Annotated in this window: 25 protein-coding genes; 11 read left to right on the plus strand and 14 right to left on the minus strand. The window is 60.0% G+C overall.

The window, feature by feature from the left end; translation table 11 throughout:
- The first annotated feature begins 38 nt into the window (after positions 1-38).
- Together JH15_RS14160 and JH15_RS14165 are read left to right on the plus strand one after the other, a co-directional pair.
- Positions 39-767: a Crp/Fnr family transcriptional regulator gene (locus JH15_RS14160; RefSeq protein WP_043531425.1), complete on the plus strand. Its 729-nt coding sequence runs from the start codon at positions 39-41 to the stop codon at positions 765-767.
- Positions 768-824: 57 nt separating this feature from the next.
- A complete protein-coding gene (locus JH15_RS14165) occupies positions 825-1,259 on the plus strand; it encodes a putative zinc-binding protein (RefSeq protein WP_081949039.1) in 435 nt (144 codons plus the stop codon).
- An 18-nt stretch (positions 1,260-1,277) separates the two neighbouring features.
- Here JH15_RS14165 and JH15_RS14170 read toward each other — a convergent pair whose 3' ends face one another.
- The 4 genes from JH15_RS14170 to JH15_RS14185 all read right to left on the minus strand — a co-directional run bounded on the left by JH15_RS14170 (position 1,278) and on the right by JH15_RS14185 (position 5,648).
- Positions 1,278-3,497: a xanthine dehydrogenase family protein molybdopterin-binding subunit gene (locus tag JH15_RS14170; protein WP_231566445.1), complete on the minus strand. Its 2,220-nt coding sequence runs from the start codon at positions 3,495-3,497 to the stop codon at positions 1,278-1,280.
- Complete coding sequence (locus tag JH15_RS14175) at positions 3,494-4,495, minus strand: FAD binding domain-containing protein (protein ID WP_043531427.1); 1,002 nt, start codon at positions 4,493-4,495, stop codon at positions 3,494-3,496. The genes JH15_RS14170 and JH15_RS14175 overlap by 4 nt, the downstream gene beginning before the upstream one ends.
- A complete protein-coding gene (locus tag JH15_RS14180; protein WP_052384131.1) occupies positions 4,492-5,040 on the minus strand; it encodes a (2Fe-2S)-binding protein in 549 nt (182 codons plus the stop codon). The genes JH15_RS14175 and JH15_RS14180 overlap by 4 nt, the downstream gene beginning before the upstream one ends.
- Before the next feature lie 98 nt (positions 5,041-5,138).
- Positions 5,139-5,648 carry a DUF1440 domain-containing protein gene (locus tag JH15_RS14185; RefSeq protein WP_197053325.1) on the minus strand — a complete coding sequence of 170 codons (510 nt, stop codon included), beginning with the start codon at positions 5,646-5,648 and terminating at the stop codon, positions 5,139-5,141.
- A gap of 214 nt (positions 5,649-5,862) precedes the next feature.
- Between JH15_RS14185 and JH15_RS14190 the strand changes: the two genes are divergently transcribed.
- The 6 genes from JH15_RS14190 (at position 5,863) to JH15_RS14215 (ending at position 11,148) form a co-directional block, all read left to right on the plus strand.
- The gene (locus JH15_RS14190; protein ID WP_043531429.1) at positions 5,863-6,789 is read left to right on the plus strand and encodes a LysR family transcriptional regulator; all 927 of its coding nucleotides are present in this window, start codon (positions 5,863-5,865) and stop codon (positions 6,787-6,789) included.
- Between the two features lie 187 nt (positions 6,790-6,976).
- Positions 6,977-7,951, plus strand: a complete 975-nt coding sequence (gene dctP, locus JH15_RS14195; RefSeq protein ID WP_231566453.1) for a TRAP transporter substrate-binding protein DctP — start codon at positions 6,977-6,979, stop codon at positions 7,949-7,951.
- A gap of 72 nt (positions 7,952-8,023) precedes the next feature.
- Positions 8,024-8,515 carry a TRAP transporter small permease gene (locus tag JH15_RS14200; RefSeq protein ID WP_052384132.1) on the plus strand — a complete coding sequence of 164 codons (492 nt, stop codon included), beginning with the start codon at positions 8,024-8,026 and terminating at the stop codon, positions 8,513-8,515.
- The gene (locus tag JH15_RS14205) at positions 8,512-9,789 is read left to right on the plus strand and encodes a TRAP transporter large permease (protein ID WP_043531433.1); all 1,278 of its coding nucleotides are present in this window, start codon (positions 8,512-8,514) and stop codon (positions 9,787-9,789) included. Before JH15_RS14200 ends, JH15_RS14205 begins: the two co-directional genes overlap by 4 nt.
- Before the next feature lie 6 nt (positions 9,790-9,795).
- Positions 9,796-10,566: a M15 family metallopeptidase gene (locus tag JH15_RS14210; protein ID WP_331280879.1), complete on the plus strand. Its 771-nt coding sequence runs from the start codon at positions 9,796-9,798 to the stop codon at positions 10,564-10,566.
- 144 nt (positions 10,567-10,710) lie between these two features.
- On the plus strand, positions 10,711-11,148 hold the full coding sequence (locus JH15_RS14215; RefSeq protein WP_043531435.1) for a VOC family protein: 438 nt from the start codon (positions 10,711-10,713) through the stop codon (positions 11,146-11,148).
- Between the two features lie 35 nt (positions 11,149-11,183).
- Here JH15_RS14215 and JH15_RS14220 read toward each other — a convergent pair whose 3' ends face one another.
- Complete coding sequence (locus tag JH15_RS14220) at positions 11,184-11,774, minus strand: hypothetical protein (RefSeq protein WP_043531437.1); 591 nt, start codon at positions 11,772-11,774, stop codon at positions 11,184-11,186.
- Between the two features lie 267 nt (positions 11,775-12,041).
- On the opposite strand from JH15_RS14220, the gene JH15_RS14225 reads away from it, so the two are divergent.
- A complete protein-coding gene (locus JH15_RS14225; protein ID WP_043531439.1) occupies positions 12,042-13,751 on the plus strand; it encodes a methyl-accepting chemotaxis protein in 1,710 nt (569 codons plus the stop codon).
- Positions 13,752-13,776: 25 nt separating this feature from the next.
- Positions 13,777-14,208: a hypothetical protein gene (locus JH15_RS14230; protein ID WP_043531441.1), complete on the plus strand. Its 432-nt coding sequence runs from the start codon at positions 13,777-13,779 to the stop codon at positions 14,206-14,208.
- On the opposite strand, the gene JH15_RS14235 is transcribed toward JH15_RS14230, so the two are convergent.
- Both JH15_RS14235 and JH15_RS14240 read right to left on the minus strand, forming a co-directional pair.
- The gene (locus tag JH15_RS14235; protein WP_043531443.1) at positions 14,200-14,394 is read right to left on the minus strand and encodes a DUF2061 domain-containing protein; all 195 of its coding nucleotides are present in this window, start codon (positions 14,392-14,394) and stop codon (positions 14,200-14,202) included. The two genes, JH15_RS14230 and JH15_RS14235, sit on opposite strands and share 9 nt — an antisense overlap.
- Before the next feature lie 91 nt (positions 14,395-14,485).
- Positions 14,486-15,073, minus strand: coding sequence for an NADPH-dependent FMN reductase (locus JH15_RS14240; protein WP_043531445.1), 588 nt, complete (start codon positions 15,071-15,073; stop codon positions 14,486-14,488).
- Positions 15,074-15,267: 194 nt separating this feature from the next.
- Here JH15_RS14240 and JH15_RS14245 point away from each other — a divergent pair, with 194 nt between their 5' ends.
- Positions 15,268-16,608, plus strand: a complete 1,341-nt coding sequence (locus tag JH15_RS14245) for a D-alanyl-D-alanine carboxypeptidase (protein WP_331280880.1) — start codon at positions 15,268-15,270, stop codon at positions 16,606-16,608.
- A 205-nt stretch (positions 16,609-16,813) separates the two neighbouring features.
- On the opposite strand, the gene JH15_RS14250 is transcribed toward JH15_RS14245, so the two are convergent.
- From JH15_RS14250 to JH15_RS14275, 7 genes are all read right to left on the minus strand, one after another.
- The gene (locus JH15_RS14250; RefSeq protein WP_269319798.1) at positions 16,814-17,326 is read right to left on the minus strand and encodes a DUF805 domain-containing protein; all 513 of its coding nucleotides are present in this window, start codon (positions 17,324-17,326) and stop codon (positions 16,814-16,816) included.
- Between the two features lie 66 nt (positions 17,327-17,392).
- Entirely contained in the window at positions 17,393-18,364 is a 972-nt protein-coding gene (locus tag JH15_RS14255; protein ID WP_043531448.1) for a DUF6708 domain-containing protein, read from the minus strand.
- A gap of 3 nt (positions 18,365-18,367) precedes the next feature.
- Positions 18,368-18,694 (minus strand): hypothetical protein, encoded by a 327-nt coding sequence (locus JH15_RS14260; protein WP_156105326.1) that lies wholly within the window; start codon positions 18,692-18,694, stop codon positions 18,368-18,370.
- Positions 18,672-20,525 carry a DUF2235 domain-containing protein gene (locus tag JH15_RS14265; protein ID WP_052384133.1) on the minus strand — a complete coding sequence of 618 codons (1,854 nt, stop codon included), beginning with the start codon at positions 20,523-20,525 and terminating at the stop codon, positions 18,672-18,674. The genes JH15_RS14260 and JH15_RS14265 overlap by 23 nt, the downstream gene beginning before the upstream one ends.
- Positions 20,522-20,974, minus strand: a complete 453-nt coding sequence (locus JH15_RS18645) for a DUF3304 domain-containing protein (RefSeq protein WP_081949041.1) — start codon at positions 20,972-20,974, stop codon at positions 20,522-20,524. Before JH15_RS18645 ends, JH15_RS14265 begins: the two co-directional genes overlap by 4 nt.
- Entirely contained in the window at positions 20,974-21,825 is an 852-nt protein-coding gene (locus tag JH15_RS14270) for a DUF4123 domain-containing protein (RefSeq protein ID WP_043531452.1), read from the minus strand. Before JH15_RS14270 ends, JH15_RS18645 begins: the two co-directional genes overlap by 1 nt.
- Positions 21,822-23,951, minus strand: a complete 2,130-nt coding sequence (locus JH15_RS14275) for a type VI secretion system Vgr family protein (RefSeq protein ID WP_043531454.1) — start codon at positions 23,949-23,951, stop codon at positions 21,822-21,824. Before JH15_RS14275 ends, JH15_RS14270 begins: the two co-directional genes overlap by 4 nt.
- Between the last annotated feature and the right edge of the window lie 37 nt (positions 23,952-23,988).

Here is a 23,988-nt window from a genome sequence, read left to right on the forward strand (position 1 = left end):
GAGCCCAGAAGATCTCCGATTCCCCGAGGACCCCCACCATGGCTGAGGCAGCCCTGCACAACGAAACCGTCGCTGGCGTGCGCCACCTGCGAGAATTGCTTGCCGACGTGCCGTGGTTGGCGAGCCTCTCCACGACAGAGCGGGATGGCCTGCTCGAGATGAGTGAGCGCCGCACGCTGGCCAGCCGGGAGTGGCTGTTCCGTCAGGAATCGCCGGCCGAATGGCTGTACATCGTCATCACTGGAGGGCTGCGCCTGGTACGTGCCGCCGGCGATGGCCGCGAAGCCACCATACGCTGCGTCGAGCGCGGCGGCACCTTGGGTGAGCTGAGCATGGTGTCGCCCGCGGGTCGCTACCTCTATTCCGCCGAGGCCCTCAAGCGCTGTCAGGTGCTGGCGCTGCCCACGGCCGCCTGTCGCGATGTGCTCGATAATCATCCGAGCTGCCGTGCCGAGTACCTGGGACGGCTGGCCATGGAACTCACCGAACGGCTCGAGGACCTGGCGCTGCTGACCAAGGCCGACGCCATGTCGCGGCTGGTCAGCTTCCTGCTACGCCAGTTGCCGCGGTCGAGCCGCCCCGGCCCCCGCGTGGTACGCCTGAGCGTGCCGCGCTGCTGGTTGGCGGAACAACTGGCCATGACCCCGGAAACGCTGTCGCGCCTGTTGGCCCGTCTGCGTGAGCAGGGAGCGATCGATGCCGACCGACGACGGTTGGTGATACTCGACGAAGGCAAGCTGCGCCGGCTCTTGCTCGAGGCCGGCTGACCCTCACGACCCCGAGAAAACAGCGAACCCAAGGATTCAGGTCGCTCAGGAGCGTTCATGACCCACAGCCGAGAGGCCAACAGCCAACGCAACGCCACCGACAACAACAGCCGTCACCACGCCCCAGCCAAGGCCAAGCCGCGCACGCTGGTCTATTCATGCTCGGGGTGTTCCGACGTGGCGCAGCTCGCCAACGAGGTAGCGCTACGCCTCGATCACTCGGGTGTGGCGGAGATGTCGTGCATTGCCGGGGTGGGCGGGGGCGTACCCGGCCTGGTCAAGGTCGCCCGCTCGGGACGGCCGATCGTCGCCATCGATGGCTGCCAGATGCACTGTGCCAGCCACTGCCTGGCCAACGCCGGCGTGACGCCTACCGAGCACGTCAAGCTCTATGAGCAGGGATTGCGCAAGCGCAAGGGCCGTCTGTACGACGACGCGACCATCGAGTCGGTGACCCAGGGCGTCGGCGAGCTGATCGCCCGCCTGCCCTGAGTCCTGGTCGCGCGGGCGCTAGCCCAGCGCCTCGACCAGCTTGTCGACGGTGATCGGCAGGGTACGAAAGCGCTTGCCGGTGGCATGATGAACCGCGTTGGCAATCGCCGGGCCGACACCGGTCAGGCCGATCTCGCCAATGCCGCGTGCGCCGAACTCGTTGAAACGGAAATCGGGATAGTCGAGCAATTCGACATCCACCACCTCGGGCATGTCGGCATGCACGGCGACGCGGTAATCCGAGGCATTGGAATTCATCAGGCGGGCATCGCGCGGGTCGTACTCGAGCTTTTCCAGGATGCCCATGCCTATGCCCATCACGATGGCGCCTTCCACCTGGTTGCGCGCCGCCAGGGGGTTGATGGCACGTCCCACGTCGATGCTGCTGACCACGCGTGACACGCGCAGACGTGAAATGCCCGGGTCCCAGCGCACCTCGACGAAATGCGCGCCGAACGAACGGAAGCTGTACTCCTCCTGCTCGCCCCCCGGGGCGGCCTGTCCCTTGCCGTTGACGCTGGCAACATCATGCATCGCCAGAAGCTCGGCGAAGCTGATGTGCTTATCCTCGCTGGCCAGGCCGCCGTCACGCACCTGGAGCGCGTCGGGATCGACCCCGGCGAATGCGCCTTCGGGCTTGGTGACGATCTCCTTGAGGGCATCCACGGCATCCCGGACGGCGGCAGCCACGGCCGGCAGGGTGGTGGCGGTGGTCATCGAGCCACCCGAGAGCGGGCCCGCTGGCAGGCTCGATTCCCCGAGCTTGACGTCGACCCGCTCGACCGGCACGCCGGTCAGCTCGGCGGCGGTCTGCGCAACGATCGTGTAGGTGCCGGTACCGATATCCTGGGTGCCGCAGGCGGCGAAGACGGAGCCATCGGCGCGCAGCTCGACCCGTGCCTCGCAGGGCTGCCGCCCGGCCGACCAGGTCGCCGAGGCCATGCCATAGCCGATGATCTCGTCACCGTCACGCATGGCGCCGATGCCCGGGTCGCGTTGACTCCAGCCAAAGCGGTCGGCAGCGCTTCTCAGGCACTTGTCGAGCTGCTTGCTCGACCAGGGCAGGCCGCTCTGCGGATCGTGCTGGGCATAGTTGTGCAGGCGCAGTTCCACCGGATCCATAGCCAGGGCGATGGCCAGCTCGTCAATGGCCGCCTCCAGGGCATAGACGCCGGAGACCTCCCCGGGGGCGCGCATCGGGCAGGGCGTGCCATGGTTGACCGGGAGGATACGCTGGCTGATGGCTACGTTGTCGCAGGCGTAGGCGCTGGGCGTGGCACCGCCGCAGGAGTCGACATAACGGTCGACGGTCGAGGTTTCGGTGGTACTGTCGTGGCGGATCGAGGTCAGCGTGCCGTCGCGCTCGGCGCCCAGGCGAATGCGCTGGCGCGAGGCGGGCCGGTTACCGGCGGTGAGCATATCTTGCTGACGCGGCAGGACCGTCTTCACCGGACGGCCGACGAGCTGCGCCGCCGCGGCCGTGGCAATGGCATGGGGCCACATGAACAGCTTGTTGCCGAAGCCCGAGCCGATGTAGTGGGAGATGACCTCGACATCTTCCTGGGGCAGGTCGAAGGTGCGTGCCAGGGCGTTGCGCTGGTAGACCACGCCTTGGGTTGATTCGTGCACGATGAGACGCTTCCCTCGCCACTCGGCCAGGGTGGCATGCATCTCCATCTGCAGGTGGCTTTCGGCTTCGATGCAGTAGGTTTCGTCGAGCGTTACCGCCGCGCGTTCGAAGGCCGCGTCGGGATCCCCCCGCGAGTCGCCCTCTTCCTCGAGCAGGTCGCCTTCGGCGTCGGTGAGCAACAGACTGGGGCGGGCGTCGTCCTCCTGACGATAACGCGCCACGACGGCATGCGCGGCAGCCCGCGCCTGATCGAAGGTTTCCGCTACCACCAGCGCCACGTACTGGCCATGGTAGTGAATACGCTCATCCTCGAAGGGCAGGCGGATCTCGCTGACTTGATCGCCGTGGCCCATGCTGTTGGGCGAGCGGTAGAGCTTGGGTACGCGTCGGTGATGGAGAATATCGACAACGCCCGGCATGCCGCGTGCGGCATCGACATCCAGCGAGGTCAGCACACCATGGGCGATGGTGGCCGGCACCGGGTAGCCATACAGCATGTCCTCGACGTGCAACTCACCGGTATAGCCGGCACGGCCGGTCAGCTTGTACTCACCATCGACGCGCGGCGTGCGCTGGCCGATGACGGTGGGGTCGGTCATCTCGTTCATGCGTGGCCCTCCTTGGCGTCACGGGTAGCGTCGCGCAGGGCGCGTACGATGGCCTGGCGGGCCAGCGGTACCTTGAAGGCGTTGTGTTCGAGGGGCTGGGCATCGGCCAGGGCGGCCTCGGCGGCCCGTTCGAAGGTGGCCGTCTCGGCGGGCTGGCCGCGAAGGATCTCTTCGGCTTCGGCACACCGCCACGGCTTGGTGGCCACGCCGCCCAGTGCCAGGCGCGCTTCGCCGATCATGTCCCCGTCGAGCGAGATCATGGCACCGGCGGCGGCCAGGGCGAACTCATAGGAGGCCCGATCGCGTAGCTTGACGTAGGCCGCGCCTTGCGGGGCCAGGGGGGGGGCCAGGGTGAGGGCGACGATCAATTCGTCGTCGGTGATGTCCTGCTCCTGGTGCGGTGTCTCGCCGGGCAAGCGATGAAAATTGCCGAAGTCGACGTCGCGGGTCCCGTCGGGGCCTTGCAGTGTCACGGTCGCCCCGATGGCCGCCAGGGCCACGCACATGTCGGAGGGATGCACGGCAATGCAGTGCTCGCTGCCCCCGAGTACTGCATGCATGCGGTTAATGCCCTGCATGGCATCGCAGCCGCTGCCCGGTTCGCGTTTGTTGCAGGCTGCGGCGACGTCACGGAAATAGGGACAGCGGGTGCGTTGCATCAGGTTGCCGCCGGTACTCGCCATGTTGCGTATCTGGGTCGAGGCCCCATTGAGAATCGCCTGGGAGAGCAGCGGATAGTGCTGGCGCACGTCGGGATGGTGGGCGAGGTCGGTGTTGGTGACCAGGGCACCGATGCGCAGCCGGTCGTCATCGACGAATGCGACCTCCTTCATCGGCAGGGCGGAGATATCGGTCACCTGCTGGGGACGCATCACATCGAGCTTGACCAGGTCGAGCAGCAGCGTGCCGCCGGCGACGAATGCGCCCGCCTGTTGGGCGTGTTGCGCATCGACGGCGCGCTCGACGCTATCGGCGCGGGCGTAGGCGAAGGTTCTCATGAGCGCACCTCGCTTGCCAGATCGCTTCGGGCGGGATCCGCGCCCTGCATCTGCTGACGGGCATCCTGGATGGCGGCGAGGATATTGCGGTAGGCGCCACAGCGGCAGATATTGCCGCTCATCGCCTCGCGAACCGCGGCATCGTCGGAGGCGATGCGCTCGTCGTCGAGCATCGCCGTGGCCGACATGATCTGCCCGGGTGTGCAATAGCCGCATTGATAGGCGTCACGTTCGAGGAAGGCCTGCTGCACCGGGTGCAAGCGGCCGTCGGCCTCGGCCAAGCCCTCGATGGTCGTGACTTCCTGCCCTTCGCACATCACTGCCAGGCGCAGGCAACTGTTCATGGCAATGCCGTCGACGTGCACGGTGCAGGCGCCGCATTGACCATGGTCGCAGCCTTTCTTGGTGCCCCCGAGCTGCAGCTGCTCACGCAATACATCGAGCAATATGGCGTTGGGGGTGACATCGACGCTGACCGGCTCACCATTGAGCGTCAGGTGAACGGGCACGGTCGCGTCGGGGGAATGCTCGGAATAATCCTTCATGCCGACTCCTCATCGGGGCCATCAGCGCATCATGCACTGTAGCGGCTCGAGAACGGCCGCGCCCCAGGCGAAACGAATGGGAAGTGAGTGACTTCACCCTAGGAGAGGTCACCGGGGGCAGCAAGCGACGATCTCGCGTTCGGTGGACGGGAGCGCTCCCGCGCGAGCCGTTCGCCCAACCAGACGGTGCCGGCGCCCCACACCAGGTGGGCCGCGATCATGAGTCGGCGGCGCTGGGCGGGGTGTTGGGTAGGTGGAGCGAGGATGCGCAACGCCGGTATCCAGCCGAAGTAACTTGCCGCCCACACCGCCACGCCGTAACCGCTACCGTAAATCACGGGGTGCTCGACCTGTTGGCGAGTCAGGGGGTAGAGCGCTCCGGCCACGGCGCCATAGCCAAAGTGGCTAAACAGGCTCAATGCGGTGAGCTGCCTATCGTCAAAGCCCCGGTCCTGCCCCACCTTGTGAAGCATGTCCTCGGTGATCTCGCGCGGCGGTAGCGGATAAGCCGTCTCCCGGGGAAGTCGCCGGTAAAGCGCTTCCATGGTCAACGTCATGGGTACGGTGGCGAGCAATCCACCGAGTGCTCCGGCCAGGTAACGATTCATGCCATCCTCCTTGATCGCGTGGATTTTCGTCTTCCTTGCCCTCAACCATAGACGCGACTTGCTTGGCCTGCGTGGCGTCTCGGCTAGGCGGGCAGGGGTATGCGATGATCGGATGACCTTCGTTACACTAGGAAGCCATTGCGAATGTTGACTGCACAGTACGCCAAGACGCCCATCCCCCATCTCGACGCACCTCGCTGGGAGTCGTTGAGTCATGCTTAATCAGCGAGCCTTGGCTTACCTTAATGAAGTCATTCGCCGCGGCTCATTACGCCGTGCCGCATCCTATCTCGATGTAGATGCTTCAGCATTAAGCCGCCAAATCAAAGCGCTTGAGGAAAGCCTGGGGGTCGCTTTATGCGAGAGGCACGGAAGCGGAATGCACGCCACACAGGCTGGCAAGCTACTCGTTGAGCATTACCATTCCCAGCGTGCCGCTGATGAGGCCGTACTTTCCAGGCTCACTGCATTACAAGAGTTGCGTCGCGGCGAAGTGCGGATAGCCGTTGGGGAGGGCTTTATAGCCGACCTGGTTTCGGCGCCTCTGCAAACTTTTCTTACTGCATTCTCCGGCATAGAGCTGGAGGTACGCATGGCCGGTGTCAATGAAGCAATGTCGCTGGTCAAGGACTTGGAAGTAGATATCGCGCTGCTTTACGCCCCGCCAGTAGATCCTCAACTGCACTGCCATGTAGAGACTCTCCAACCACTCGACCTGATCGTGCCGGCGGGCCATCCGCTTGCTAGCAAAGAAAAGCCACTGACGTTACGTGACTTGACCGAGTGGCCCCTGGGGTTGATGGATAACTGCTTCGGCATGCGCCAAATGGTCGCCTTGGTAGAACAGCAAGAGCGAGTTCATTTACACGCTCGACTACGCACGAATTCCGTCTCTGTGCTCAAGAATTTCGTGCGTTCAGGCATTGGCATAACATTCATGCCGGAATTAACCGTCATGAAGGAAGTGCGTAGCGGTGACATCCATGTGCTGCCTATGGCACATCCTGCATTGAACGGGGCTCGAGCACAGATTGTTAGTCGAACGGGCCGTGAACTGACGGTGGCTGCTCAGGCCTGCGTGGATCACCTGCAACGAGGATTGCGCTTCTTTAACGCGGATGCACCTCGTTTGATGAACTAAGCGTTGTGTTTGAGGCAACGCTGCGGTGGTTGCATTGTCAACACGACAATGAATAGCCTGCAGTTTCACCGCACGATCACATCGCTGTACAGCAGCGACTCGTAACAACAACAAGGAGACAATCATGTCATTTACTTCCCGTTTTCCGCTGAAATTCCTGGCCTCTTCCGGTGTGTTGGGTATGGCCATGTTGGGAGGTTTCGCCTATGCCGAAACAACCGTAAACTTGAGCTATAATGGTGCACCTGATCCCGACAAGAATGCAGTGCATGTCTTTGCAACCAACCTCAAGGAGCTCGTCGAGGACAAGACCGACGGGGAGATTCAGCTAAAGCTGTATCCCAACAGCATGCTGGGTGAAGAAGACGCACGCATGGAGCAGGTCATCAGTACACCTAGCCTGAATATCGCCTCATTTGCCGGTATTTCACCTTTGATGCCCGAAGTCTACGTCAGCGCGATTCCGTTCCTGTTTGAGGACTTCGATGCTGCACGCACCTTCTTTGACGAAGGCCAGTACTGGAGCGAAGTGGAGAATGCGCTGCGTGAACGCACCGGGGCCGAGCTGCTGGCTGTCGTCGAGGAGGGCGGCTTCCTGGCGTTCACCAATGACGAGCGGCCTATCCATTCGCCCACGGACTTCGAAGGACTGCGCTTCCGGGCGATGGACCCCAGCCAGGTCGCTCTCTATGAAGCGTTCGGGGCCTCAGGTACGCCGATTCCTTGGACGGAGGTCTATATGGCACTGCGGACGGGTGTAGCCGATGGCCAGATGAACCCTCCCATGTACATCATCCTGGGGAGCCTCTACGAAGTTCAGGATTACCTGACACTTGCCAATATCCAGTATTCGGACCAGTTCCTGGTTGGCAACGGCGAGATGCTCGCAAGTTGGGATGAACAGACACGCCAAGCGTTCCTGGACGCTGTTGCCGAGGCCAACGCCATGGCCCGGGAACACAATGAAGCGAAGGTCGACGAACGCATTGCCTACCTCGAGGAGCAGGGGATGGAAGTCATTCGTCCCTCCCAGAAGGACCTAGAGGCCTTCCGCGAGCAAGGCCAGCCAGCCTATCTGGAGTGGTTGGAGCAGCAAGGCATCGAGCAGCGCTGGATCGATATGGCGCTGGAAGACGCAGGCATGACCCATCTGATGCAATAAGCAGTATTCGCGAAACGTATCCGGGCAGGGCGGTGGCGCCCTGTCTTCCACTTTCGTAATTCAGAGTGTGTCATGACTTCGTTTCGTTCACGAGTGCTGGTTGTCAGTCGGCCACTGTCGCTGTCCATTGCCAGCGTTTTGCTGTTCATTGACCTGGCCGTCATTCTTTATGGCGTATTCATGCGCTACTTGGTGGGTGGTGCGCCAATCTGGACCGATGAGCTGGCCCGCTACCTGATCATTGGTAGCGTCCTGCTGGCGGCCGGCGCAGTCTGGGTTGAAGGTGGACACATGCGCGTAGCGTTGATCGAGCGCCTACTGCCGGCCACGCTCTGCCGTGTGCTCAACATATATCAATGGTTGTTGACGCTGGGTCTGGCTGTGGCTGGCACAGTCATCAGTTACAACTACGCCCAGTCGGTGGCCATGTTCACCAGTTCGGGGCTAGGGATCAGTCGTACCATTCCCATGATGTCGCTGCCGGTGGGCTTCGCGCTACTGTCCTGGCATGTACTCTGGTATGGCCCTGCACCGTTGCCTACGCAGACGGAGGAGGCCGTATGACTCTTGTCATGCTAGGTGTCTTCCTGGTGCATGTCCTGCTGGGTCTGCCGCTCTTTCTTGCCCTGCTCACGACCGCCCTGGTGGGTTTCCTGTTCGTGGATCCCTCAATGATCCCACGCATGATGCCGCAGCAGTTCTTTGGCGGGATCAATGCTTTTTCATTGATGGCGATTCCGCTGTTCATTCTGGCTGGCAACCTGATGAACGTGAGCAGCCTGACAGAGCGCCTGATGGGGCTGGCTCGCCTGCTGGTCGGGCATCTGCGGGGTGGGATGGGACATGTCAATGTGGTCTCGAGTGTATTCTTTGCCGGGGTCAATGGCTCTGCCGTTGCAGATACGTCGGCGCTAGGCTCGCTGCTGGTCCCCTCTATGCGGAAGGAGGGTTATTCCACGGCATTCGCGGCCGGACTCACCGCGGGTAGCTCATTGATAGGCCCGATCATTCCTCCCAGCATCTTTATGATCCTCTATGCCTCGCTGACCAATACGTCGGTGGGTGACCTGTTCCTGGCCGGTGTCGTTCCAGGCTTGGTCCTAGGTACGGCATTCATGGCAATGAATGCTTTTTATGCCTGGCGCAAGGGACTGCCAAAGAACGGCTGCTGGCCGGCCCTGGGTGACCTGGCCAAGGCCGCAGTGGCAGCTCTACCGGCCTTGGTAGCGCCGTTTATTATCGTTGCCGGGATCGTAATGGGGTTCGTCACGCCGACAGAATCGGGTGCCTTGACGGTGCTGTATGTTGCATTATGTGGCTTCGTTCTCGGCAACCTGCAAATCTCAGACATTTGGCGAGCCATTGCCGATACGGCACGCCTGTCTTCAGCGATCTTTTTGATCATGGCAGCCTCGGCCACGATCAGCTGGTTGCTGTCTTATGAGCAGGTTCCCGCCCAGTTTGTCGAGTTGTTGTCCCCCTACATCGACAGCCCGATTGTAATTTTGCTGATGCTAAGCGCGATTACCTTCGTTACAGGCATGTTCATGGAAGAGGTCTCGGCGTTGATGCTATTGACCCCGATCCTCGCCCCTGTAGCGATGTTGGCTGGTATTGATCCGGTCCACCTGGGCATCATCATTACCCTGAACATCACCATTGCATTAATAACTCCACCGATGGGCGCCTGCGTGTTCGTGGCTGCCGCTGTGAGCCGCCTGGAAATCGTGGAGCTATTCAAGACGATTTGGCCATTTGTTCTCATCGCCGTTTTTGTCCTGATCCTGTTGATTCTTTTTCCTTCCCTGACGCTTTGGCTGCCGACCCTGCTTGGATGAATAATGATGGCGAATTCCTCAATCCCTTCCCGTGATCTTGATTGGTTTCCTTCCATCCCGAGCCTGGCCGAGCCGGACTGGGAAATGGTCAGCCGCCTGCCCATTGAGGGTCATAACGAGCCGATCGTCCCCATGAGTCTTGCTCCTTCGCTGGTCCGGGTCTTTCCGGCCTACGCCAAGCAGGGCATTCCCGGCGCAGTACCGGAATGCTATGTGCGTGAAGGCGTCTATCGTCGCTTGTTGGCGGCGGCCCGCGCCCTGCCGCCCGGCATGGGGCTGGTGGTGCTCGATGGCTGGCGCCCCTGGCGCGTGCAGCAATACCTGTACGATACGCTGTATGAAATCATCAAGGCGCAAGACCCCGAGCTGGACGAGGAGGCTCTTATCGAGCGTACCCGGGAGTTCGTGGCGCTCCCCAGCCGCGATCCCGAGGCACCCAGCCCGCACCTGACCGGCGGGGCTGTCGATGTGACGCTCTGCGATGAGGACGGCTTGATGCTCGATATGGGCTCGCAATTCGACGAGGCCACGCTCGCCTCGCATAGCAGCTATCTCGAAGGCCTCGTAACCCTCGATGAGCGCCAGCGACTCGCTCGTGACTATCGCCGTGTGCTCTATCACGCCATGACCGCCCAGGGCTTCACCAACCTGCCCAGCGAGTGGTGGCATTTCGACTATGGCGACCAACTCTGGGCGAGTTACCGAGGCCAGGCAAGTGCCCTTTACGGGCCGACCGAACCCGAGACCATCGAGAGCCGGTGGCGGCAGCAGATATGAGTCAGGCAAAGCATTAACTCAGCGGCAGGAGTCAGGCTCGACACCGCGGCGAAGGCGGCCTAGCTCGGCCGCAAGGGGGGACGATCGGTCGGCGTGGTGATATCTTGCAGGTTGCCCCTAACAAATATCACTGAGGAGAATGGCATGAGCGTATCGGACCCCTTCCACCTGGCCGTGCAGGTCCACGATCTGGCCGAGGCGAGACAATTCTACGGCGAGTTCCTGGGCTGCCCCGAAGGCCGCTCCTCGGAGCAGTGGGTCGACTTCAATCTGTATGGCCATCAATTCGTCTGCCACCTGAACCCGGCGCTCAAGGAGACCGGGGTGGCTAGCCACAAGAATCCGGTCGACGGCCACGGCGTGCCGGTGCCGCATTTCGGGGTGGTCCTCGACATGCCTGCATGGGAAGCGCTGGCCGACAAGCTGCGGACCAGTGGCGTCAAGTTCGAGATCGAACCCTACATTCGCTTCAAGGGTGAGCCGGGCGAGCAGGCCACGATGTTCTTCTACGATCCGTCCGGCAATGCGCTGGAGTTCAAGGCGTTCAAGAACCGCGACGAACAGTTGTTCAAGACGAAGTGATCCCCGGGGCGCCTGAAGTTAATGGCGCCCTGAGTTCATTCTTTCGCCCCTTCGAATTCCGTGCCTTCCTCAAGCGCGTTCGCGCCCTCGCTCAGGGTGTGATGGCATAGCCGTGCCGCCCGCTCGATCGATGCCGATGCCCCCGCCAGACTGAACACCAGATACCACGGTGGGTTTCCGCCCATCTTCACGCGCAGGATCTCTCCAAGTCCCAGTTCATGAACGAGGCGATAGCTCTCCAGGAATTGGAACCGGGCATACGCACCGCTATCGCCGGGTTCGCGAGTGAGCGTGACCGTTGCGTCATGAAGCGGCGCATGATCCACCCGGAACGCAGCTGGATCCGCCGGTAGCGTCTCGGTTTCATCGACCTCGTCGTGCATTTCCACACGCAACTCCAGCTGTGGCCGGCAGTGTCCGGGCACGAAGACGACAGACAGTGCGGCATCAGGATTGTCGGCCTCGTTGACGGCCCGAAAGAGACGGGTTTCGCCGCGCACGAGAATCATCGAGCGCCAACTTCCGAGGTTTTCCACGGCCTTTTCATCGTACATGCGTGCCGAGGCTGGCAAAGCTGTAGCCAGGGTGAGCAATAGGCAGACCGCGAGGAGGCTGAGGCGTGGCATGGCGAGTTCCTATATTGGATCAGCCTAGCGTAACGACCTGGTCAGTCTGTGTCAGCCAATACTTGTACAAATATTCTGGCCACCTAATCAAACTTGGTGCTTGCCCAGCCATGTCATGGGCAAGAAGCGCGATCCTTGGCCCTTGGTGTGCTTGTACAAGAAATGCGAAATACTTGTACATAAACCATACAAAGAGTTAAGGTTTGTTCATGGCCTGGCTTGACGAGATGGCCGCAGACAACAATCGCATCGACAAGGGACGCAGGCATGAACAACGCTTTCACCAGATTCCTATCGGGAATGAGTATCCGCGCTCGCCTACTGGCCGGCTTTTCCACCGTAATACTGCTCATGGTGATTCTTACCGCCATGGGAATTCGACAGGTCAACGGCATCGACGAGGGGCTGACGACCATCAATGACATCAATAGCGTCAAGCAGCGTCACGCCATCGACTTCCGTGGCAGTGTCCATGACCGGGCCATCGCCCTGCGCGACGTGACCCTGGTCGAGGACTCGGCAGCACTGGAAGTCGTTCTGGACGATATCGAGCGTCTCGCCGAGAACTATCGACAGGCCGCAATCGGCATGGGTGAGATGTTCGGGCCCGGCAGCGAGAACCTGGCGGAAGAGCGTAGTGCCCTGGCCGAGATCGCTGCGATCGAGCAGCGCACCTTGCCCCTCTTGAGCCAGGTGATCGACCTGCGTCTGGCAGGGGACGTCGATGCGGCACGACGCCTGCTGCTGGACCAGGCGGCCCCTGCCTTCAGTGCTTGGCTGGCATCCATCAATGTCTTCATCGATTTACAGGAACGCCTCAACGAGGCCGAAACTGCCGCTGCCCGGGATATCGCCAGTGGTTTCCAGATATTCATGCTGGCGCTCTGCACGGCGGCCGCAGTCATCGGCGCCTTGGTTGCCTTGCTGCTGACGCGATTACTGCTGCGTGAATTGGGTGCCGAGCCCGCCGAGGTCAAGGCTTTCGCGGAAGCCGTGGGGCGCGGTGAGCTTGGTGTGAAAGGGCGCCTACGCCGCGGCGACCGTTACAGCATCATGGCGAGTATGGGGGCGATGGCGGAACAGCTGCAGATGACGGTGTCGCGTGTCCGTGACACGGCCGATTCAGTAGCCAGCAACAGTGAGCAGATTGCCGCGGGAAATGGTGACCTGGCTTCACGGACCGAGCAGCAGGCCAGTGCCCTGGCTGAAACGGCCTCGGCAATGGAAGAACTGGGCAGCACGGTTCGCCAGAATGCCGACAATGCGAAACTGGCCAGTGACGAGGCGGCCAAGGCGACCGGTATCGCCCGGAAGGGAGGCACCCTCATGGGCGAGGTCGTGGTAACCATGCAGGACTTGGACAATCGCTCCAAGGAGATCGCCGCGATCATCACCATGATTGACGACATCGCCTTCCAGACCAATATCCTGGCGCTCAATGCCTCGGTCGAAGCGGCCCGTGCAGGCGAGCATGGCCGTGGGTTTGCAGTGGTGGCCAGCGAAGTGCGCAATCTGGCCCAGCGAAGTGCCGAGGCAGCAGGGGAGATCAATTCCTTGATCAGCGGTAACCTGGAGCGTGTCGAGAAAGGCAACCAACTGGTCGCCCAGGCCGGGCATACTACCGAGGAAATCGTGGTCGCGATCGAGCGCGTTACACAGTTGGTCGGCGATATCAGCCATGCCAGTGCAGAGCAAAGTATTGGGGTGGCGCAGGTCGGGGAGGCGGTGACCCAGATGGATCAGGTCACTCAACAGAACTCGACGCTAGTGGTGCAGAGTGCCTCTGCCGCCGAGAACCTGCGCCAGCGGGCCCGCCAATTGCTCGAGGCGATGGAAGTATTCCAGTTGGGCGAGCGCCAACGTCGTGACGTGGGCATGGGTGGGCCGAGCGCGTCACCCCTGGGTACGCTCCCTGCAGCTGTGGCGCCCGGTAAGGCAATGCTGGCTTCTCGAGAAGCAGAGTGGCAGAGTTTCTGACAACCCACCGATGTCTGGAGACAATATGCGTGCAGCCTGGTTCATCATTGCTTCGATCAGTCTGGCGCTGTCAGGCTGCGCAACGACCTCATCCGATGGCCCGCCCAAGTGGGCCATCGAGCTGTCCCCGGGTGAGGAGCACGAAATTCTGATGCCGGGACGCTATGCGTTCCGGTTCTCGTTGGATGAGCCCGCCGAGGTCGTTCTCGAAAGCCAGACGTTTCCTGGCTACGGTTACATTCGGCCCAACGGACAGCTGAAGGATGCTCAGGGTCAGGTAGTGGCGCAGGATTGGCATAGCGGAAGGATGAGCAATTTCAGGATCGAGCGGGAACTCACGGCAGGGACCTGGTATCTGGAAGTCGACGATCCCTTTGCCTGCCGCGGGATCTTGCGCTGCGAGGACCGGGACTATCGTTACACCGTTAGCCTCGAGGTCGTGCCGTCCTCACGGTGACGAGAGCGAGGCGCGACGCTTGGCATAACATTCCCAGGCCTTCTCGTGAAAGAAGTAGGCGACCGTGTTCACTGCTGGCTCGAGCATGGCGATCAAGCCACCCAGTACCCAACTGCCTGTCACCAGATAGGTCACCGTGAAGGCCACGCTGAAATGGACGACGGCGAAGGTGGCAGTCTTGATCATGAAAGGGTCTCCTGCGATTTTCCCTCCCTACCCTAAGATACTCTTTCTCATTGCTATAGATAATTGAAGTAATTGATACGATAGGATTAGGTTATTCACTGGCCAGGGCTCGGCTTACACGAACCCACTCTGCAGTCAGGGCCTCCAGTGATTGGGCAGTGCTCTCGTCGACCAACCGATCCTCACCATCGAACGCCTTGCCGGCCTGCGGCAGGGTGACCTGATCGGGAAGAACGTGCACCCCTATGTTGCCCAGCATCATGCGCAACACCACCAGGCCGCGCCGTCCGCCCGTGGCGCCAGCCGAGGCGGCACACAGCGCTGCGACCTTGCCCCGGAAGGCGACCAGGCGGGGCTCGTCGGGCGTTTCACTGCGCGAAATCCAATCCAGCGCGTTCTTGAGAAGCGGCGTCAAGCTACTGTTGTACTCGGGCGCGGCGATCAGGAAGCCATCGCTCTCGCGGAAGAGCGCCTTGAGGCGCTTGGCTGCGTCCGGCAGGCCACCGTCGGCTTCAAGATCACCGTCGTATAGCGGCATGGAAAAGTCCGCCAGGTCAATGAAGCTCACGTCGGCATCATGGCGCTGAGCGGCCTCAGTGGCGGCCTTGGCAAGCCGCTTGTTGAGCGAGTCGCGGCGTGCGCTGCCGGCCAGGCAGATCAGGCGGGGGCGATACGTCATGGAGTTTCCTTGTCGGTGAACGGTGTTCAAAAATCGATCGTACATCGAGACATCATGTTGCGTTGCGTAAATAGCCTCGTTTTCAAGCCGTGATCGAGCCAATGAAGTGGTTGGACAGCGCCTCGTTCATGGGCATACTCCACTATACAAGGGTAGGCAATACGCGCAACGCAGGGGAAGTGGGGGATATAATAATGATGCCCGGGATTCGTGGGGACGTCCGGCACTTGACGGTGTTGGGCATGTGGTTCGTGATGCTCATGGTATTGGCTACTTCGGTCAGTGCCAATCCGCGTTATGCATCGATCGTGGTCGATGCCGCCAGTGGCGAAGTGCTGCATGGCGAAAATGCCGATGCAACTCGCTATCCGGCGTCACTGACCAAGATGATGACGCTCTATCTACTGTTCGAGGCCATCGAAGAGGGCCGCATTGCGCTCGACCAGCCGATGCCGGTGTCGTCGTACGCGGCGTCCAAGCCCGCCTCGAAATTATGGCTGCGAGCCGGCAGTACCATCACACCCCGTGAAGCGATCCCCGCCCTGATCATCCGTTCGGCCAATGATGTGGCCGTGGTCGTCGCCGAAGCATTGGGCGGTACCGAGCAGGGCTTTGCCCGCATGATGAATGACAAGGCCCGCACCATGGGCATGATGTCGACCCACTTCAATAATCCTTCCGGCCTGCCCGACCCCAGCCAGGTATCGACGGCACGTGACCTGGCGACGCTGTCGATGCGTCTGATGAATGATTTTCCCCAGCATTATCATCGCTTCTCTGAAACGCGCTTCACTTACCGTGGCACGACGCACAACGGGCACAATCGCCTGCTGACCAACTACGCTGGGGCCGACGGTCTCAAGACGGGATACATCCGTGCTTCGGGGTTTAACGTGGCGACCTCGGCCATCCGCAACGGGCGGCGCATCGTCGCCGTGGTCATGGGGGGCTTCACTGCTCAATCACGAGATGCCCACATGGTCGATTTGCTCGACCGCGGTTTCGTGCGTGCCTCGCTGCTCAACAATAGCGACTGGGTCGCCAAGGCTGATATTTCCGGCAATGTCGAGCGGATCCACGCCATGCCCCCCGCGCCAGTGGCCGAGTATGATCGCATCGCCGACTTCGCCAAGCAGATGCCAGTGCCTGATACCACGCCGACGGTTACCACCATGACCGCGTCATTGGCACCTGCCGACACGTCCAGTGTCGAAAGCGATGTCATGAGCGATGCGATGCCGTCTTCCGCCGAGGATCCAATCCTGGCACTGATGAACGGCTTTGGTCAGGAAGAGATGGGTGGCGACTGGTCAGTGCAAATTGGCGCTTTCCACGACGCCAGCCAGGCCCAGGTCTTCGCGACGCGGGCGGCCGACTACCTTGAGCAGAACCAGCTTCCCACCCGGGTCGCGATCACTGAATCCCCGGAGCGTCAGGTCTATCGCGCGCGCCTGGTCGACCTGGAAGAAACCCAGGCCCGCACCGCCTGTGACCGCTTGCAGCAGCAGGGCATGGACTGCCTGGTGGTGCGCTAAATCAGCTCGTTCGGCGGGGGCTTGCCCTCGTCGATTTCAGCGATGCGTCTCGTGTTATAGCGCCAAGCATCCTGGCCCCTCGACATGTGTCTATTCTCTCTAGTGCAGCGTACGGATGAGGCTTGGTAAGCGGATGTTCTTGTGCCACCTTCGTCTTGGTTGAGAAGCCTGCTTACCTTTGCTAGCCGGGCTATAAGAGAATCGCTCACAACCAAAATAATAAAGCTACTAGCAAGAAAGAGGCCGCGAGCATACACAAGAGCTTTATTATATTTCTTTCTGGATCTGGCGAGATCCCATAGCGATTAGTTCCTGGCGTGCCAGGAATAAAAAATAAAGCCAGGGCCAGCAAGACCCCTGCAACGGGCAGGAATGAGGTCAATACCCACCATCCAGTGGTATTAAAATCGTTTAAGCGGCGAATGCTGAGAACCGCCATCATGGCCGTAACTGGAATTCCTAGGAGTATGGCGATGAGTACAAGGACGGAAGTGATATAGTCACTCTGGAATATAATGCCTGTCAACATCGCTATCAAAAGTAGCAATACAGGTAAAAAAGTTAAGATCATCATATATAGGAAAAAGCGCATGCGGCCTAGCCTGCCCTTGGCTTGGAAAAGGCGAGGCTCGCATGCGTCCTTCCTGTCATTATTTTTTCCTAAAGAAGACGCTGAAACCGCAGTTTTTCCTCTCTTACACCGAGCTGTTGACGGCACCTCATACGTTTACCCCTGTTACGATATCTTTTATTTGCCTTGCCCAGTCGTGCTGCAAGGGGTGGTCTATACAGAAGCGACCGCCTGATGCAGTCCTCTGGCCAGTTCCAGATCGTAAAGACGAGTTGTCGGCCCGTCGGGGCGGCAGCGTTCTTTCACTAGCGGGTCCCACTGATTCCTGGCGGCACGCAGGCGGGCATATTTAGCAGTAATATCGCGGAGGAAAGTTGCGGGCAACATGAATGCATCATATGCCACAGTGGCACGCATTCGCCCAAGTGACATGATGCCAAGCCGAACCAATTCTCGGTAATGCTCGGTATCAATTTTGGCTTGTTTTTGTTTTTCCCGATACTTGGCCAGGACCGCTTCCCGGTTAGAAGTAATTTGAGGCTTGCCTTGCTCATCGAACCAAGGTCCTTTCTCCATATAACAGCGCAGGTATTCCCATAACATGCCCTGGATTTCTGCTGTGCGCCCCATGGGCAGGTTGAGCCGCAGGGCAATGACCTCATCGGGGTGGTCATAGCGTTGCAGCAACAGTTCCAGCGGAGTTTCGGTCATGGCACCGGTATATTGGGTCACGCTGCGGCTTTCCTGCATCCAGGATACCGCCTCATCCCAGGGGGTATGGTAGAGTTTGTCCTTGTCCTGGAAATAAATCTCCCGGGTGCGGCGGTTAAAGCGAATGGGAGACGAGGCGGGCCAGAAAACCTCAAGAAGAAAAACTAAGCTGGTTATGCAGGACATGATGGCGGTGGCTTTGAAGACATAGACTGCTCCCCCCCAGTCCTGAAAAATGACGGGTGACATAAGCAGCAGTCCGTAAAATGCGAGCAACCCCCAAAGCCCGGTAAAAATACCCTTGCCTTCTTCGGCGCCGCTGGAAAGGTCCAGGTAGTGCTCGGTTTGCTCCTGCACTTCGCCCAGTTGCATGGGCTGCTTGGCGGCCCGACGTTTGGGTGACAGAACGATCAGTTCGTCGGCAAGGCCCAACTGTTGGGAAAGATTGGCGAAGTAGGTTTTGATGCTTTGCATGGCTCAGCCGACCTCGAGTTCGATGGGGGACAGCGTCAGGTCCGGGAACGGGCGATAGTGAAGTGTCCCCGAGAGGCTGACCAGGGTGTCGTCTTCAGCAGTGGTGTGATAGATCTTGCGGTAGACGGGGCGCTCGTGCCGATGGCGGCCGCCGATATCCAGTTCGAAGTCCTGCTCCGTCAGAAGCGCTTCCCTCTGCTCACTGCTCCACCAACCTGCGCGCCAGTGCTCGGTAGCTTCCAGCGTGAACATGCCCGGGGAAACGTTCTGCGGCAAGGGAGTTCCCTGGCGCTTTCCGGCAGGCTCCTCATACAACTCGCTCTGTCTCATGCGTACTACTTGAGGAAGCGGATGACTGGCTCTCGTCGCTGGTAGCGCTTGGCTGATCGACTCCCCGCCACGTCATGAATCGGTACCCACCGGTGAGCTGGCTGTTTTGTCGATTTCGATAACTCATCTCTTCGGGTTGTTTGTCATGCAAGCCGTGAGAAAAAAGCAGGTCGATTGGCTCAGGCAAGGCAGGAGGCGCTTGTTCCCGGGTCCATTGGTGCCAGCTTTGGGCCAAAGTAAGATGATCCCGTAACACTGCGCGTGCATGCTGCCGCGTGGCGGCATCGCTTGAAGCAAAGCGTCTGCGAATATCCTGGGCTTCGTCATCGACCTGTTCGAGCCATCCCCATGTTGCTTTCAAGTCGGCGAGCCCCGCGTCGATGTCGGCTCGCTCTGCTTCTTCCAGTTCCCACTGCTCGCGACTCTCGGTGAGTGAGGCAGTCACGACACCCAATGTTAGGTTGTAGTAGCGGTTGGACAGTGCATCCTCGCGACTTTCGAGTATGCTTAATGTTTCACGATAATCGCGATATCGCTGAGCCAGCCAAGCCAAGTAGATCAGCGTATGGAAGCGAAAGTTCTCCGCTATTGGTCTTCGGTGGCTTGAGGTTTGTTGCTGGTAATGGTTCGCCATAGCCATCAGTGAGTAGCCTTCGATGCTGTCGTTCAGCTCGAACAACTGCGCCGTCATGACATCTTTTCTATGCAAGAAATCTAGCGAAGGAAATGGAACCCCTGCTCGTGTTGCCTGGCGGTACATACGGTGAAGCGCGGCGCGCGACAACTCGGCACTACTCTTTTGTTCATCGGAAACCAGACCTCCGCCGATGTCCTCGCTAATGCCGGGGCAGAGCTCTTCGCGCCAATTGGCGTTCTGCCCACCCAAGGGACGGCACCGGCGGTAAAAGCGCCGTTCGTGAGCTGCGATCAAATGTAGAACACGCTGGCACGCCGGATGCAAGGCGCCCCCATCATCGAGTACTGGCGTGAGCGGATGAAACCAGTCAAGCGGCCCCATCTCGGGATGGGTACGATCTACGCAGTCGAATAGCCCGACAAAGACGACTTTGACCTCTACGCCCTCATAGCGATAGACATTTGCCCCACTCTCGCAAATCTCATCCAGCAATTCGCGCACAAAGGCCTTGGCCATGGCTGCACCGAAGTCGAAGCCAAAAACGGACACTCTAATCTGTGAAAGAGGCAGCTGACTGCTCTGCAGTGCGTCACTCACGCTTTTCTGAAAATCACGTATTGCTGCGGATTGGCGCGTATGAGAACCGCTCATCAGCAGGTTGGCTGCTATGGTGTTATCGCGGATGGGAGAGATCGCCTCGACCCCTGTGCGAACCGCCGAATTTCCTGCCTGCTTGGCCCAATTCCAGGGTCGGGTAATTTCTTTCCTGAATGAATTACCGAGAACTTCCCACCAGCGGCCATTGTGGTTTCCTGAAGCGGCATTTTTGGCTGCTTCGGTCATGCTATCCCGAAATTGACCGTCTCGGGTGGCTTCCGCTTCGCTGGGGATGCGGTGGGCTGCGCCCAGAAGATTTTCAGAAAAGCTTGCTTCGAAAGGGGTGCCAAGTCCGGAATAATAGTGTTTTCTGAAAGCATTGCTCAGTTTGTCATCCCTCCGCCATGGGTGAGCTAAAAAGATTCTTCCTATATTGCTAACCTTGCCCTGCGCTTGATCTTTTTCAAGGTTTCTTCCTGTGCCATCGAAAAAAAAGCTGATCTCAAGTTTTTTTTGGCAATCTGTTCCTTGGGCGTGTTCATTATCAGCGCGTGCATTCAAAGCTTGTATAGTTGAAAGTTGGTGTTGGTTGATCAATTTCCAAACTCCTCACGGTACCTGTCTAGTTTCGGAGATCGGATCTCTGAGCTCCAAAGAAGATCAACTTTATTTCCAGGAAGGAAGTGTACGTGGAGATATTGATCGCCAGGGGCATGCTTAGGCATGGGCAGCGTTACACTGTGCCGTTCGGACACTATGCCTGCCCGCTTTTGTTCCTCGGTCATGCTAAGTATCCAATTAACCTCGGCTTTATCTCCTTTGAATGTCCAGCAACAGGTCGTTCCGCCATTACCACCCCAGTTATCATTCACCCAGTAACTGAAAATGGGTCGATCAGTGTGGTTGTATCCGGCCAGGCTTCCACTTACTGATGAAGGGAAGATATATTGCCAAGCTAGAATGACAGCGATAATCCCGAATGCCGAGACTTGCAGCCAAGTCGGGACCAGGCGGAAGAAACGATTCAAAGCCCAGTTGACAATCATTAGTTTCGTTCTCCGTATGCTTCTTCCAGCAGGTCGATGAGAGGCGTTTCGCTGTGGGAGGCTTGCTTTAGCAGAGCCTGCATATTTTTTGAAGCCCAGGTATCTTCGCCTTGACTCAGCTGAAGGTAGGCAAAGGTGCGCCGATCAGAAACACGAGTTAGTCCTTGTTCCTCGGCATTCTTTAAAGCCTTGGATACAAGGCGAGGGCGCTCGCAACTACAAACGTCATGGAAAAGGTCAGGCGCGCTCTCAATCAATTCAGCCGTCAGGTTCATGACTTCCATATCACCGTGCAGCGCTGCCCATAAGTCATTGCTTACCTTCAGCTTCCAGGTACTAAGGTGCTTATGGTTATACACACCTGCGAGAGGCATCCATTCATTGGGGCCTCGATACCACCAGCGCTGAATCCCACCGAACAGTGAATCACGACATTCTTCAGGGGCCTCGGCGTGTAGCCGTTCGATCAATTCAGGGATATAGAAGCGTAATAGGGAACGCTTGCCCTCTTGGTTTTCAATGACCATGGCAGGGGCCAGCTGGGAGGCAAGTTGTTCTCCTTCGAGTCCGCTCTCGATCCAGGCATGGAGTGCACAGGAAAGTGGTTCGAGGTTTTGCCATTCCCTGAGACGTTGGTCATTGACCAGTAGCAGCCATGGGCCTTCACGCTTAAGGTGAAGTTGTCTGTCGTCATCGATTAAGGGCCAGTACTGACTGTCACCATCGAACGATCCAAAAAGTGCGTTACGTGTCGCGGGTGGGAGAGCGGCCATTTCGATTAGAGCATAACGGCGTATACCGCTAACAGGTACGGCCTCACCCCATGCTTCGGGCACCCAGCTGCCGGTCATGCGTTGTTCTCCGGAATGGCGTATTGGCCCTCAGCAATAGCTTTTTGCCAGCACTCTTCGCAGATCTCTGGGATTCTGAGGCGTGTTGTAAGCACGGGCTCTTGAGCGAAACCTTCAACCCGATCATGGCCATCCGCCACGGCCCGGCCCGGCAGCAGCGGGTTTTCAGCCGCCTGGCCACTGCCCGAGCCGGGACTGCCGCCGGCGTTGAGCTTCACCGTGGGCCCGACGATGGTCACGCCGCCACCATCGAGCTTGAGGAAGCTGCCCCCGGCGTTCAGCGTCAGTTCGCTACCGGCTTCGAGTACCACCTTGTGGCCCGCCTTGATGTGCAGTTCGCGGCCGCTTTCGGTCAGCCAGGCCTGGCCGGCGCTTATGTGCAGCGTGCCTTGAACGATCAGGTGCTGGTTGCCGTCGGTTTTCTCGTGCCGGTTGCCGTGAACGGTGAGATGGTCGTCAGCGCCGACCTCGCTGATGCGATCGCGTTGCACAGTGAGAAAGCTGTCGTTGCCGATTGCTTCGGTGCGGTCGTTGTTGGTGAGCAGTTCCAGGTCTTTCTGGGCATGCACCCAGATTTGCTCGTCGCCGGCATTGTCCTCGAAACGCAATTCGTTGAAGCCCTCGCCCTTGTGGCTCTGGGTGCGAATCACCGTGCGCGTCTTGTGTTTGGGCAGCGGGTACGGCGGCGTGTTGACGGCGTGGTAGGTGCGCCCGGTGATCAGGGGCTGGTCGGGGTCGCCTTCGAGGAAGGAGACGATCACTTCGTGGCCGATGCGCGGAATCGCCATCGCGCCGTAGCCGCCGCCGGCCCAGCCCTGGCTGACCCTGATCCAGGCACTCGCCGTGTCGTCAGGGGCCGCATAGCGATCCCAGGGGAACTGAACCTTGACCCGGCCGTGCTCGTCGCAGTGGATCTCTTCGCCCTCGGGGCCGACCACGAAGGCGACCTGGGGGCCATCGACGCGTGGCTTGGGGTTAGGTGTGGGGCGCCAGGCGCTATCGCCGGGGGTGAGCACCAATTGGTTGTGATAACGCGTCATGGCTTCTGAACCTGCCAGGCCCTGAAGGCTTGGCTGAGTGAAGCCATCCTCTTCCAGGGCCTGGGGCTGTTCACCGTGATGGATCACCTCGACTACCTGCCAGTCGCGGTTGAGGCTGTCGGCGTCGTGGTCGGTCAGGGTGAAGCGGTGCCCCGGGGCGAGTTCGGGCAGGTCGCTCTCGGCGCGGCAGGTCAGGGCGTCGCGGCGCAGTGCTTCCAGGCGAATACGCGTGAATGGCTGACCGGAGGCATCGGCCTTGAAGCGGCCGGGATAATCGTAGTGCTCGTAATCGTCTCTTTTCGCATGGGTTTCAAGGTCAGTCCCGGCGTGTTCGTGCAGTTGTGCGTAGCCGGGGTTCTTGAACGAGTAGTCCTTGAGCGTGGCGCTGGCCGGGGCGACCCGGGCCACCTGCTTGAGTCTGCGGACATGGCGCGTTGGCGCCGTGCCCCCCGCGCGGCCGTGATAGCGGCGCTCGCCCAGGGCGGTCAGCATCTGCGGGTCGTCGGCGAACACCAGGCGGTGGACGCCCTCGCTGCTCTCCTCGCCGCTCTCACCCCCTTGGGTACTGAACTCATGGAAATAGAACAGCCCCTCTTCGGCGGCCAGGCGCTCGATGAAGGCCAGGTCCGTCTCGCGATACTGCACGCAGTATTCACGCTCGGCGGGCTCGCGGGTCACGGCGAAGGCCACGTCACGAATACCGCGCTCGTCGCATAGGGTGTTGATGATGGTCAGCGGCGAGACGTGCTGGAAGATGCGCGAATTGTGACGCAACGACAGCCGCCACAGGGCCGGGCGCAGCACCAGCGAATAGGAGGTACGCCGATGGCCGCGGTCGCCCCGGCTGAACTCGGTGGCGATGCCGTTCACCCGGCGCAGGGCCGTGCCGTCCTGCCAGACGGTCAGCGTCAGGGCGCGATCGAGAAAGGTCTCGGGGGTGAGATCGCCGTCGCGGCTGTCGAATTCGATGGCCAGCTCGAAGGGCGACGAGAGCGCTTCGCGGTGGGTGAATTCGATGACGGCCAGATCGAGGACGTCCTGTCCGGGAAGGGTCAGGGTGAACTGCAGTCCGGTCTGATGGGCCATGGTCCCTCCTGGACAGTACGGCGCGATGGGGCGCGCA

This window comes from Litchfieldella xinjiangensis, assembly GCF_000759345.1.
Classification (GTDB): domain Bacteria; phylum Pseudomonadota; class Gammaproteobacteria; order Pseudomonadales; family Halomonadaceae; genus Litchfieldella_A; species Litchfieldella_A xinjiangensis.